11 protein-coding genes and 3 tRNA genes are annotated in these 13,369 nt (G+C 43.6%); 4 read left to right on the forward strand and 10 right to left on the reverse strand.

Going from position 1 to position 13,369, the window contains the following annotated elements; all coding sequences use genetic code 11:
* Positions 1–20 precede the first annotated feature (20 nt).
* The gene (gorA, locus tag A7456_RS01800) at positions 21–1,382 is read left to right on the forward strand and encodes a glutathione-disulfide reductase (protein ID WP_067006962.1); all 1,362 of its coding nucleotides are present in this window, start codon (positions 21–23) and stop codon (positions 1,380–1,382) included.
* A gap of 186 nt (positions 1,383–1,568) precedes the next feature.
* Here gorA and trxB read toward each other — a convergent pair whose 3' ends face one another.
* Both trxB and miaE read right to left on the reverse strand, forming a co-directional pair.
* Positions 1,569–2,510: a thioredoxin-disulfide reductase gene (gene trxB, locus A7456_RS01805; RefSeq protein ID WP_067006965.1), complete on the reverse strand. Its 942-nt coding sequence runs from the start codon at positions 2,508–2,510 to the stop codon at positions 1,569–1,571.
* Between the two features lie 186 nt (positions 2,511–2,696).
* Positions 2,697–3,365, reverse strand: coding sequence for a tRNA-(ms[2]io[6]A)-hydroxylase (gene miaE, locus A7456_RS01810; protein WP_067006968.1), 669 nt, complete (start codon positions 3,363–3,365; stop codon positions 2,697–2,699).
* A gap of 523 nt (positions 3,366–3,888) precedes the next feature.
* On the opposite strand from miaE, the gene A7456_RS01815 reads away from it, so the two are divergent.
* Positions 3,889–5,001: a porin gene (locus A7456_RS01815; RefSeq protein ID WP_067006971.1), complete on the forward strand. Its 1,113-nt coding sequence runs from the start codon at positions 3,889–3,891 to the stop codon at positions 4,999–5,001.
* Positions 5,002–5,075: 74 nt separating this feature from the next.
* Here the strand turns inward: A7456_RS01815 and A7456_RS01820 are convergent, their stop codons facing one another.
* The 8 genes from A7456_RS01820 to A7456_RS01855 all read right to left on the reverse strand — a co-directional run bounded on the left by A7456_RS01820 (position 5,076) and on the right by A7456_RS01855 (position 11,627).
* Positions 5,076–5,846 carry a pteridine reductase gene (locus A7456_RS01820; protein WP_067006974.1) on the reverse strand — a complete coding sequence of 257 codons (771 nt, stop codon included), beginning with the start codon at positions 5,844–5,846 and terminating at the stop codon, positions 5,076–5,078.
* Positions 5,843–6,985 carry a hypothetical protein gene (locus A7456_RS01825; protein ID WP_067006977.1) on the reverse strand — a complete coding sequence of 381 codons (1,143 nt, stop codon included), beginning with the start codon at positions 6,983–6,985 and terminating at the stop codon, positions 5,843–5,845. Before A7456_RS01825 ends, A7456_RS01820 begins: the two co-directional genes overlap by 4 nt.
* A gap of 89 nt (positions 6,986–7,074) precedes the next feature.
* Complete coding sequence (locus tag A7456_RS01830) at positions 7,075–9,414, reverse strand: NADP-dependent malic enzyme (protein WP_067006979.1); 2,340 nt, start codon at positions 9,412–9,414, stop codon at positions 7,075–7,077.
* A 158-nt stretch (positions 9,415–9,572) separates the two neighbouring features.
* The gene (gene ybeY / locus A7456_RS01835) at positions 9,573–10,121 is read right to left on the reverse strand and encodes an rRNA maturation RNase YbeY (RefSeq protein ID WP_145916037.1); all 549 of its coding nucleotides are present in this window, start codon (positions 10,119–10,121) and stop codon (positions 9,573–9,575) included.
* Positions 10,114–11,241 (reverse strand): PhoH family protein, encoded by a 1,128-nt coding sequence (locus tag A7456_RS01840; RefSeq protein ID WP_067006986.1) that lies wholly within the window; start codon positions 11,239–11,241, stop codon positions 10,114–10,116. The genes ybeY and A7456_RS01840 overlap by 8 nt, the downstream gene beginning before the upstream one ends.
* A gap of 121 nt (positions 11,242–11,362) precedes the next feature.
* Positions 11,363–11,438: transfer RNA gene (locus tag A7456_RS01845), tRNA-Asn, on the reverse strand.
* Position 11,439: 1 nt separating this feature from the next.
* Positions 11,440–11,515, reverse strand: a tRNA-Lys gene (locus A7456_RS01850).
* A gap of 36 nt (positions 11,516–11,551) precedes the next feature.
* Positions 11,552–11,627: transfer RNA gene (locus A7456_RS01855), tRNA-Lys, on the reverse strand.
* 180 nt (positions 11,628–11,807) lie between these two features.
* On the opposite strand from A7456_RS01855, the gene dut reads away from it, so the two are divergent.
* Complete coding sequence (gene dut, locus A7456_RS01860) at positions 11,808–12,272, forward strand: dUTP diphosphatase (protein ID WP_067006989.1); 465 nt, start codon at positions 11,808–11,810, stop codon at positions 12,270–12,272.
* A gap of 120 nt (positions 12,273–12,392) precedes the next feature.
* A complete protein-coding gene (gene argB / locus A7456_RS01865; protein ID WP_067006991.1) occupies positions 12,393–13,307 on the forward strand; it encodes an acetylglutamate kinase in 915 nt (304 codons plus the stop codon).
* Positions 13,308–13,369: the final 62 nt, after the last annotated feature.

Genomic DNA, 13,369 nt, shown 5'->3' on the forward strand with positions numbered 1-13,369 from the left:
ACATTTTTTGGAGAAAACTTATGACCAGACATTTTGATTATATTACCATCGGTGGCGGTAGTGGCGGTATCGGTTCTGCCAACCGTGCTGCCATGTATGGTAAAAAAGTTGCGGTGATTGAAGCTAAGCACGTTGGTGGAACGTGCGTCAATGCAGGTTGTGTGCCAAAAAAAGTGATGTGGTACGCAGCGAACATAGCAAACACCATTCATCACTATGCCCCTGATTATGGTTTTGATTTGGATGCAAACGACTTTGATTTTACCAAACTGGTAAAAAACCGCACCGCCTACATTAATCGCATTCATGAATCTTATAAAAACACCTTTAAGAAAAATGGTGTAACCTTAATCAATGGTTTTGCCAAATTTCTTGATAAAAATTCGGTGGAAATCAGCCATGACAATGGCGATACCCAAATCATTACCGCCGACCATATTTTGATTGCCACAGGCGGTCGCCCATATCGTCCAAACATAGAAGGGGCGGAGTTTGGTATTGATTCAGATGGCATTTTTGCTTTGACTGAGTTGCCAAAATCGGTGGCAATTGTTGGTGGTGGCTATATTGGTGTTGAGATTGCAGGGGTATTAAATGCACTTGGCGTGGAGACACATTTGTGTGTACGTAGTGGTATTTTAAAAAATTTTGATGAAGACATTGTGGAGGTCTTAACCGATGTCATGGTCAAAGATGGCATTACATTCCACACAGGCGTAAATCCCACTAAGATTGAGAAAAATGACGGTCTGAACGTTTATTTTGACAATGGTGAGACCCTAAATGTAGAGTGCTTGATTTGGGCGACAGGGCGAGTGCCAGCAACTGATGCCATTGGTCTTGATGAGATAGGTGTGGCGACCAACAACAAAGGTCAAATCATCGTGGACAAATTCCAAAACACCACGGTAGACGGCATTTATGCGGTGGGTGACATCATTGAAAGCGGCATAGAGCTGACTCCTGTGGCGGTGGCAGCAGGTCGCAGACTCTCCGAGCGACTGTTTAACAATAAGTCCGATGAGCATTTGGATTATTCAAACATCGCCACAGTGGTGTTTAGCCATCCACCCATTGGTACGGTGGGCATCAGTGAAAAAGTTGCTATCCGCGAATTTGGGGCGGACAATGTCAAGGTCTACAAGTCTAACTTTACACCCATGTACTCTGCTGTAACCACGCATCGTGAACCATGTCGCATGAAACTTGTGTGTGTGGGCGATGATGAAAAAGTGGTTGGCTTGCATGGTGTGGGCTTTGGTGTGGATGAGATGATTCAGGGCTTTGCAGTTGCCATAAAAATGGGGGCAACCAAGCGTGATTTTGACAACACCATTGCCATTCATCCCACAGGCAGCGAAGAGTTTGTTACGATGAGATGAGCATTTATTTTAAAAAAGACAAACCCCGTTGGCGGTTTGTCTTTTTTACCTATTATGATAAGATATGATGAGACGTGCCAAATGGTTGTGATGATGAAAATCATGGGTCATTTGGCGTGTCAGATGACAAAGCCTGTTTGGACAATATCAAACAGGCTGTTTGTACCGATAGACTGTTTGATTCTGTTACAACCCATCTAAATATTTTTCAGCATCCAGTGCCGCCATGCAGCCTGTGCCTGCTGATGTGATGGCTTGACGATAGATGTGGTCTGCCACGTCTCCACAAGCAAACACCCCATCCACACTGGTGGCGGTGGCGTTACCGTCCAGTCCGCTTTTGACAGTGATATAACCGTCTTTCATGGCAAGCTGACCATCAAATAAGGCGGTGTTGGGTTTATGTCCGATGGCGACAAACATGCCCATGGCGTCTATTTGTTTGGTTGTACCGTTGGTGTTTTGGATGATAACGCCTGTTACGCCCATCTCATCGCCTACAACCTCTGTAACACTGCTGTTCCATTCAATCGTGATATTGCCATTTTTGACCTTTTCAAAGAGTTGGTCTTGCATGATTTTTTCGGCTCTAAGGCTATCACGGCGGTGGATTAGGGTAACATGGCTTGCGATGTTGGATAGATACAAGGCTTCTTCAACAGCGGTGTTGCCTCCACCGATGACGACGACTTTTTGGTTTTTATAAAAAAAACCATCGCAGGTGGCACACGCTGACACCCCACGCCCCATAAATACCGTCTCACTGTCAAGACCCAGATATTGGGCGGTCGCCCCTGTGGCGATGATGAGAGCATCACAGGTATAGGTGCCGTTGTCGCCTGTTAGGGTAAAAGGGCGGTTTTGTAGGTCGGCGGTGTGGATATGGTCATAGATGAGCTGTGTCCCAAAACGCTCGGCGTGCTCTTTCATGTTATCCATGAGTTCACCCCCCGTTAAGCCTTCTTTTCCGCCTGTCCAGTTGTCAATCTCGGTGGTGGTGGTAAGCTGTCCACCCACTTGTAGCCCTGTGATGATGACAGGGTGAAGGTTGGCACGAGCAGCGTACACGGCAGACGAATAACCTGCTGGCCCTGAACCTAAAATGATGAGTTTGTGATGAATGGTCATAATACCCCCAAATGTCAGTTAAAGATGTCAATAAGATACCAAAAAGATGGTGATTGACGGTCATAATATGCTTTATATGCTCAAATTACAAGAGATGCACACGCTAAAATTTTAACCGCCATGATTGATAAATACAATGATTGGATGATTTGATGGCGATTGTTTGGGTAAAGATGGCTAGGCAGGCTAGGTAAAGTTGGGCACGCCACTATGAAAACGTAGCTCCCCATCAGGGCTGTCTATTAGCTGTGCTTCCACCGCCCGAAAAAATGCCACTCGTTCATCTATTGGCTCATCAGATACCGAGCGAGCAAGAGCCAGATAATCTTCATAATGACGGCTTTCAGATTTGAGTAAGTATTTATAATACTTTGATAACTTTTCATCATCAATCACATCCGCCAATGCTGAGAATCGTTCACATGAGCGAGCCTCGATGAATGCCCCAATGATAAGCACGTCTATCATGCCAGCTGGCTCCCAGGTGCGTTTGTATTTTAGCAGTCCCTTGGCATATCGCCCAGCAGGCAGGTGCGACCATGCGATATTACGTTCTCTCATAAGTTCTAGCACTTGTTCATAGTGGAGCATCTCTTCACGCACGAGCTGTGCCAGTTTTTCTTGCAAATCTCTGTGAAATTCATAACGAAAAATCAAATTCATCGCTGTCCCTGCTGCTTTTTTTTCGCAATTGGCGTGGTCTTGCATGAGTAGGGGCAAGTTGTCTTTGGCAGCAGCAAGCCATTTATCGCCAGTTTTGGCACTCAAAAAGGCATGAATGTGGCTGATGTCCGTTTTGGCTTTGACGCCGTTTGTGATGGTGTGTAGGTTATGCTCAGATGATATGTCGGTCATGGTGTTTTAATCAATGTCAAAAAATGCTGATTATTTTATCATGGTTTTATCAAACTGGCGATAATATGGGATGGGATTTGTGCCCAAAATCACAATGATTTGACAAGATTTGATAAATTTATTATGATAATCAAAAATCACTCTCAATATTTACAAAATTTTTGGAAATCTGAAACATTTTAACTCATTGATAAATATAAATTTTTTAAAAAATTATAGATAAACTGTGAATTTTTGTGATAAAAGGTGTTGCAAAATATAACAGAATTGGTATCCTATACCCACAGTATGGGATTAATGACCATTTTTATCCATTGTGTTAAACTGATGTAATATTTGATACATGATTATCAAAAATCTCAAAAGTTGACATGAATGCGTCAGAATCAAAATGTCCATATTGGTAATTACTAAACCGTGAGTAAGTTGTAAAGTTTAGGTATTGACAACTTATCGCACAACTTATCGCATTGGGTGCAAGCGTACAGCAGCCCCATCACTAAAAATGTCAGTGGAGAAACCCATGAAAAAACTACTTTTAGCGTCAGCTGTTGCTGCTCTGTCCGTATCTGCTGCCCATGCAGCACCCACCGTCTATGGTAAAGCCTTTTTGACCGTTGATGCCAGCAATGCTAAGGATACTTATAAGTCAGGCATTATACAGACCAAAGAAGACATCAATACAAGCGGTCTTAACTCAAACAGCTCACGCATTGGTCTAAAAGGCTCAGAAGCATTGACCGCCGATATCGATGTGGTTTATCAGCTTGAATATGGCATTAATATTGATAATGGCGATGACACTGTAAAAAAAGTGGTTGGTGTCAAACCTAAATTAAATGAGTCTGGTAATGTTGTAGTAGATAAAGGTCAAGTGCAATACGAACCTGATTTTAAAGAGGAAAAAATCAAAAAAGATCAGTTCTATGCTCGTGATACTTATTTGGGTCTTGCTCATAAAGAATACGGCACATTGTTGGCGGGTCGCTTAACCACCATTGATAATAATGTTGATTTTGCCAGCGTGTTGGAAGCTAACAACGTGGGTGATATCGGTCCTACGTTTAGTGCCCCACGTGCTAATAACGCCTTTGCCTATGTATCACCTGAACGTAACGGTGCTCAGTTCTTGGCCATGTATGCTTTTGATTCAGATACTGATGAAGGCAGTCTTGCTAATAAAGACCAATATGGCATCGGTGCTACTTATAGCACAGGCCCCATCAATGCAGGTGCCTCTTACATTGCTTATGGCAAAAACAACCACTTACGCCTATCTGGTAACTATGCTGTCTCGCCAACATTAACGGCGGGTGCTTTATATCAAATTTCTAAATTTGACGAAGTAAACAGCAAAAAAGAAAATACCCTTATCGTCAGTGGCGAGATGAAAACCGCCACCCCATGGACAGCCTACGGTCAAGTGGCTTTGATTAAAAATGTTGCTGGTAAGGATGATAAATCAATGGGTGTCGGTGTTGGCGGTAAATATGCCTTTAATAAAGTCGCCACAGGTCATCTCTATGCTGGCTATGTCAACAGCGAACGTAAAAACCCTGTCATCAGAGACATCAAATACGACAGCTCTAAAAACACAGGCTTTGGTGTCGGTGCAGGTCTAGAATACAGATTCTAAGTTGTACTGTTTGTATCACACTCCACAAAAACCCACCTATGTGGGTTTTTGCTTTATTTGTTCGTCTCATGTCCCTAGCCACCCTTTAATGTCAAACTTCGCCCACCATCTACCGCTATGATTTGCCCTGTAATGTAGGGGGCATTAACCAAAAATAGCACCGCTTGGGCGATATCATCAGGTGTGCCGATGCTTTGCAAGGGGACGGATTTTATGAGTTCATCCTTGGTGCTGTCATTGAGTTCGTGATTTTTGTTACATTCTGGAAAAATATTTACCCCAGGAGAGACGCCATTGACACGCACAGTTGGGGCAAGCTCTAACGCTAATGAAAGCACCATGCCATGATGAGCTGATTTTGCCATGTTATAGATGGGATAACCGATAAAGGGTTTATCCTTGGCGTGAATGTCAAGCAGGCTGATGATTGTTCCGTGGTTTTTAACCAGTTCATCCTTAAAAACATGACTTAAAAATAACGGAGCTTTGGCGTTGGTCAAAAATAAATCATCCCAATCGTTTTGCCATTTATCCACCTCATCATTAATATCGCTCGGATAAAAACTAGAAGCATTATGCACCAAAATATCAATCCGCCCAAATAACGCCATGACCTGATTTTTAAAATCTGCCAATGTATTTTTATCATTGACGATAGCCAAATCCGCCTTGATGATTTTGGCACTATTATCACAAATGGCATTTAATTCATCTGCCAAATTTTGAGCATCTGTTTGGCTATGATGATAATGGATAATGACATTAAAGCTGTTGTTGTGAAAGGCTCGGACGATTGCCTTGCCAATGCGTTTTGCTCCGCCTGTGATTAGGGCGACTTTTTTCATAAAATTGCCTTTTTTAAAAATTCGCTTAATGTTAATAAGCGTAACCGTGTCAGCTCATCGCCAATTTGTTTGCCTTTTAATGTTTTATCAATATCGTTAATCGTTACCGATTGATAAAGGCTAATGGCGTGATGAAAAAATTCACGATTGATTGTTTTATTATTTACTATTTCTACCGCATCAATCAAATCAAATAATACCGTACTGTCTTTTTGGGCTTTGGTATTTTCTATTAACATTAATAATTTATCAGCAGAAATGTCTTGATAATGGGTTAAGTCATTAAAATGCGTGATGAATAATTGGGCAAATTGCGTAATGGCTTTGGGCGTTAATAACCGCTCGCACAGTTTTGATAAATCCGCTTTATTGTCCAAAAATCCATAGGTTAATATGGCAAATTTGATATGCAATGGCTTATCGTGGGCGGTTTTTAATTTATCAAATGTGATTTGGCGAATGGTGTTATCTTGCCAAATGGTGTTTAGCTCGGGTAGAATTTGTTTTAAAATATCTAAATCAAATAACAACTCAAAAAACGCAAACGCACACGTCTCATCAAAAGCCTTCACGCATTCCGTCCAAATCCGCTCACGGCTAAGGTGCAAAAGCTCCCCCCGACTGGCAATGGCTTGCATAAGGTAGGCGGTGTCAGGGGCGACCGTAAACCCCAGCTCATAAAAGCGGGCATAAAAGCGAGCGACTCGCAACACACGAAGCGGGTCTTCGCTAAATGCAGAGGATACATGGCGTAAGAGCTTGTGGCGTAGGTCATTTTGTCCGCCATAAAAGTCCACCACTTGCCCTGTGCGTGGTGTGTCGTCAAATAGCCCGATGACTTCTATGGCAAGGGCGTTTATCGTCAAATCTCGGCGTGCTAGGTCATCTTGTAGGCTTACCCCCTCTGTCTGCACAACAAAACCTTGATGACCTTTGCCATTTTTGCGTTCGGTACGTGCAAGAGCGTATTCGGCATGGGTGTGTGGGTGCAAAAAGACAGGAAAGTCCGCCCCAATTTGGATGAAGCCATGAGCGAGCAGGTCGGCAGGTGTCGCTCCGACCACCATAAAATCTTTGTCTTTGATGGGGCAAGATAGCAACTTATCACGCACCGCCCCACCAACCAAATATACTTGCATGGTATTTTTTTTCCGATAAATTTAGGTCATTGTAGTGTGAATGAATAAAAAGCACCCCAGTTGAGTGCTTTTTATGGGGTTGGGCAGAGTTATTTTTCCACATCCTGAGCATCTGATACCGATAAGGCGGTCATATTGACGATACGGCGAGCGGTTGCACTTGGCGTTAGGATGTGTACAGGCTTATCAGCACCGAGCAAAATAGGCCCCAAAACGGCTGAACCTGTGGCAGTTTTTAGTAGATTAAAGGCAATGTTGGCACTGTCAAGCGTTGGCATGATGAGCAGATTTGCTGAGCCTTTTAGTGTGCTAAATGGGTAGGTTTGGCTACGTAAACGTTCATCCAGTGCAGTATCACCGTGCATTTCGCCATCAAATTCAAAATCTACGTTCATCTGTGTTAAAATGTCATGTACTTGACGCATTTTAAGGGCAGAGGCACGATCAGATGCCCCAAAGTTTGAGTGCGACAGTAGAGCAACTTTTGGTGTGATGCCAAAACGACGTATCGCTTGGGCTGCCAAAATGGTCATCTCGGCAAGCTCTTCGGCGGTTGGGTCTTCGTTAATGTAGGTGTCGGCGATGAATAAGTTGCGGTTTTGCATGAGTACAGCATTCATGGCATAGAAGTTGGATATGCCCTCTTTTTTACCAATGACTTGATTTAGGTATTTTAGGTGTAAGTGATAAAAACCAAAAGTACCACAAATCAAGCCGTCAGCATCACCAAGTTCAACCATGAGCGAACCGATGAGTGTGGTTTTGCGACGGACATCACGGCGAGCCAACTCTAAGCTTATGCCACCACGTTGATTGGTTTTGTAATGATGCTCGGCATATCTGTCATAGTGGGGATTGTTATTGGGGTTGATGATGGTAATGTTTTGACCATCAACCAAGCGTAAACCTAAATTGTTGATTTCTTGATTGATGACCTCAGGGCGACCGATGAGAATGGGTTTGGCGATTTGCTCATCCACCACCACTTGCACGGCACGCAAAACATTAATATCCTCACCTTCGGCATAGGCAATACGTTTGGGGTTGGTTTTTGCCTTGTTAAAGATGGGTTTCATGGCAAGCGCACTGTTGTAGATAAACTCAGAGAGTTTTTGGCGATACGCATCAAAATCAGTAATGGGTAAGGTTGCCACACCTGTATCCATCGCCGCTTTGGCAACAGCAGGGGCAATCTCTAAGATAAGATTTGGTTCTAAGGGGCCAGGAATGAGATAATCACGTCCAAAACTCTTACTGACCTCGCTTTTTTGGGTATCTACCGATGGTGTGGCTTCGGTGTGTGCCATGGCAGCGATGGCGTGTACACAGGCAAGTTTCATTTCTTCATTGACGACCGTTGCCCCAACATCTAACGCCCCACGGAAGATATAAGGAAAACATAGGGCGTTGTTTACCTGATTGGGATAATCCGAGCGACCTGTTGCCATGATGACGTCCGAACGCACCGCATGGGCAAGCTCTGGCATAATCTCAGGGGTTGGGTTGGCTAGGGCAAAGATGATGGGGTCTTTTGCCATTGAGCGTACCATGTCTTGACTTACCACACCTGGCCCTGACAGACCTAAGAACACATCCGCACCGTTCATTACCTCGGCAAGTGTTGTCTTATCAGTATCACGAGCAAAGCGAGCTTTGGATTCATCTAAGTTTTTACGAGTGGTGCTGATGACGCCTTTTGAGTCAAGTACATAAATGTTCTCTTTGCGTGCACCCAGTGCCACGACAAGGTCAAGACAAGAAATCGCCGCAGCCCCCGCCCCTGAACACACAAGGGTAATCTCACTGATGTCTTTGCCATTTAGTTGCAAAGCGTTTAGTAGGGCGGCAGCAGAGATGATGGCAGTTCCGTGCTGGTCATCATGAAACACAGGAATGTTCATGCGTTCACGCAATTCACGTTCAATTTTAAAACACTCTGGGGCTTTAATATCTTCTAGGTTAATGCCACCGAAAGTGGGTTCTAGGCTTGCCACTGTCTCAATGAACTTATCAGGGTCAGTCTGGTCAATCTCAATGTCAAAAACATCAATGCCAGCAAATTTCTTAAATAATACACCCTTGCCCTCCATGACAGGTTTGGAGGCTAACGCACCGATATTACCCAGTCCAAGTACGGCAGTGCCATTGGTGATGACACCAACCAAATTGGAGCGAGCGGTGTATTTGGCGGCAAGTTTGGGGTTTTTTTCTATTTCAAGGCAAGGCACAGCAACGCCAGGTGAGTAGGCAAGAGCTAAATCTCGTTGGTTGGCGATTTGTTTGGTTGGAGTAACACAGATTTTACCAGGTCTGGGATGTTCATGATAGTGCAGGGCGTTTTGTTCAAATTGTAAACGCTGAGCATCGGCTTCGGATAAAAAGGCAGTATCGTGGGTTTTGTCCTGTGCAGGAACATCTTGATGAGCCATGGTAGTTTTCCTGTGATGATTAAATAAAATTGCCTTATTTTAGCATGATTTTGGGGGTCATGCTAGGTGTATTTGATTTTGTATTGGCAGTTAAATGATAATCATTATTTTATTTTGGGATAAATACCACATTATTATTCATAAGATTATTCATAAGATTATTCATAAGGATTGTGAATACCAAGTGTGTTTAAAATTTCAATCTCAAAACCCTCCATCTCATCTTGTTCGTCTTGCCCGAGTTCATGGTCAAAACCCAGCAGGTGTAAAATGCCATGTGTAATAAGGTGTGCCAAATGTTCATCTGTCTTTTTGCCTTGTTCGCTTGCCTCACGCACCACCACATCATGACAAATCACAAGCTCCCCAAGTGGCACCGCATTCATCATTACACACATCTCATCGGATAATCCGCTAGGGTAAGATAGGATATTGGTTGCATAATCCTTGCCACGAGCGTCAAGGTTTAACTCTCGCCCCTCACCTGCGCCACAGACATAAATGTCCAGTGATTTTGGCAAATTCATCCAATTTTGGGCGGTCAAATTGTCAAATTGAAAATAAGGCAACACCAAGCCGTGTGTGATTTTTTCGTTCATGACTGCCAGTGCATGTATAAAAATCACCATCATTTTTTGTTCATCATAAATGGGCAAATCAGCAAGCTCTGCCATATTGTCGGCAAAGCTGATTGCCATCTTATTCATCACTGTTGTCCTGTTTGTCCTGCACATCTTTATTGTCATTGCCTTGTGGTTTGTCGTCTTTTATGCTATTTAAAAAGGATAGGGCGGTTAGTGTGCGATTTAGTTCTTGTTCTTGACGTTGTTTTTTGCGAATATTGGCTCGCTCACTTTCGGCTTGACTTTCTATTAAGTCATGGGCATCATAGGCGTCGATGATTTTTTGCACCAAATGATGACGCACCACATCACGACTGTTAAACTCGGTGATATGAATGTCATCAATATTTGCCAAAATTTTTAGAGCCTGCGTCAGTCCTGATTCATGTCCACGAGGCAAATCCACCTGAGAGGTGTCGCCTGTGATGACCGCCCGAGAACCAAAACCCAAGCGAGTAAGGAACATTTTCATCTGCTCAGGTGTGGTGTTTTGGGCTTCGTCAAGTATCACAAATGAGTTGTTTAACGTGCGTCCACGCATGTAGGCAAGTGGGGCGATTTCAATGATTTGGCGTTCTAAAAGTTTACCCACTTTCTCAAAGCCAAGCATCTGGTATAATGCGTCATACAAGGGGCGTAGATAGGGGTCAATTTTTTGGGTCAAATCCCCAGGCAAAAAACCCAATTTCTCGCCCGCCTCTACCGCAGGACGGACAAGCAAAATCCGTTCAATCTCACCACGCTCCAACATATCTACCGCCACCGCCACAGCAAGATAGGTCTTACCTGTACCAGCTGGTCCCACGCCAAAGGAGATGTCAGAGAGCAGGATACGACGCACATACTGGGTTTGGTTATGCCCCTTTGGTGTGATTTTGCCCTTACGAGTAGATAGGCTGACAGGTGTGTGAGTCTCATTGTTATCTGCTTGTGGTTCTTTGGCGAGGCTTGCTTGTATCAGTAGATGTAAATCCTCTGGGCTAATGTCATCTGATTGTTTGGCAAGTTCATAAAGTTCACCCAGCACATATTCACCACGTGTTATCTGAGGCAAATCGCCTGTTAATATAAAGTCATTACCACGATTGATGATGGTAATATCAAGGCGGTTTTGTAGGTATTTTAGGTGCGTGTTGTATTCGCCAAGCAGGGTACGAAGTTCATGAGAGGTCAGCTTGAAATTAAGAGTTCGAGTTAGGCTCAAATGAGGGTTTCCTTTTTGAATAGAAAATAAAAAACAGGACTTATATGCTTTCAAAAAACAAAAAATCAAGTGAATGTAAAAACAAAAACCCTTTTCCAAAATAGAAAAGGGTTTTAAAATATGGCTCCCCAACCTGGGCTCGAACCAGGGACACACGGATTAACAGTCCGATGCTCTACCAACTGAGCTATTGGGGAATGGTGGGTCGTGCAGGATTCGAACCTGCGACCAATTGATTAAAAGTCAACTGCTCTACCAACTGAGCTAACGACCCACTAAGCACAAGGCTTATTTGGTCAGTTTGTGATAATGGTGGGTCGTGCAGGATTCGAACCTGCGACCAATTGATTAAAAGTCAACTGCTCTACCAACTGAGCTAACGACCCTTATCACTAAACGTGGTGCGTATTATACAGGTAAATTTTGATACGTCAAGCATTTTTTATGAAATTTTCATAATTTAGCAAAATAAAGTCTTTTTTGGGCTTTTGCGTTGCTTTTTTGGGGGCAGTTGCTTAAAATTAGCCAATCATTGATGAAATTGAGTTATTTAAAAAGGTAATCTTATGCAATCCGTCCAAGTCAAACTCCTAAACCCAAAAATCGGCTCCGACCCTAATTTTCCTTTGCCCACTCGTGCCACAGATGGCTCAGCGGGGATTGATTTGCGAGCGTGTATTGATGAGCCTGTTGTTATTGGGGCAGGTCAGACCAAACTCATCGGAACAGGGCTTGCAATTTATATCAAGAACCCTAATTTTGCAGGGATTATTTTACCACGTTCTGGGCTTGGGCATAAGCATGGTATTGTATTGGGCAATTTGGTGGGGCTTATTGATGCTGATTATCAAGGTGAGTTGATGGTATCGGTATGGAACAGAAGCGATACAGATTTTACGCTAAATCCTGCCGAACGCATGGCTCAGTATGTGGTTGTGCCTGTGGTACGTCCTGTTTTTGACATTGTAGATGAGTTTAGTGATGACAGTGAACGTGGGGCAGGGGGATTTGGCAGCTCTGGAATTCAATGATTTTTGGGTAGATTATTATGGGTAGATCATTATGAGTGTAATATGTCAAATGTTTCATGAATGTCGCCGCTGACCATGCGTGTTTTATTTGTCATGAACTTATGTTAAAAGGAAAAATTTATGCAGTCCAAATCATCAACTCATCAATCCCTAACCTTAAATGAGGCCAAACACACAAGTGAGGTCATTACAACCGCCTTGCCCTATATTCAGCGTTACAAAGACAAACTCATCGTGGTCAAATACGGCGGTAATGCCATGACTGACCCTGTGTTAGAGAGTTCTTTTGCTCGTGATATTGTCCTGCTAAAAACCGTTGGCATTCACCCTGTGGTGGTGCATGGTGGAGGGCCGCAGGTGGACAATCTGATGAGTGAGCTTGGGCGTGAGTCTGACCGTATAGATGGCATGCGTGTTACGGACAAAGCCACGATGGATGTGGTGGAGATGGTACTGGGCGGCAGCGTGAATAAATCCATTGTCAATCTCATCAATAAGCACGGTGGGCAAGCGATTGGCTTGACAGGCAAAGATGCTAACCTCATCAAAGCGACCAAACTTATCATAAATGATAAAGACGGCACGCCCATTGATTTGGGTTTTGTCGGTCAAGTTGCCCATGTTAATACAGGGGTCATTAACATGCTCATCCAAAGCGATTTTATTCCTGTCATCGCTCCATTGGGTGTTGATGAACATGGTGAGACCTATAACATTAATGCCGACCTAGTGGCGAGCCGTGTGGCAGAGTGTTTAAGTGCTGAACGTCTGCTTTTATTGACCAACATCAAGGGCGTGCTAGACAAAGATGGTAACGTACTAACAAGCCTATCACCCACAGACGTGGACAATCTCATCGCTGATGGTACGATAAGTGGGGGCATGATACCCAAAATTGCAGGGGCGTTGGATGCGGTCAAAGCAGGTCTTAGAAGTGCAACCATTGTGGACGGGCGAGTACCACACGCTTGTTTGCTTGAAATATTTACCGAAGAGGGTGTGGGTACGCAGATTTTGCGAGAAACTAATGGTTAAATTTTAAAGGCGGTCTAGCACCGTCTTTTTTATGCGTAAAACTTGCTTTAAAAAGAATAATC

It is taken from the genome of Moraxella nonliquefaciens (assembly GCF_001679005.1).
GTDB classification, from domain to species: Bacteria; Pseudomonadota; Gammaproteobacteria; order Pseudomonadales; family Moraxellaceae; genus Moraxella; species Moraxella nonliquefaciens.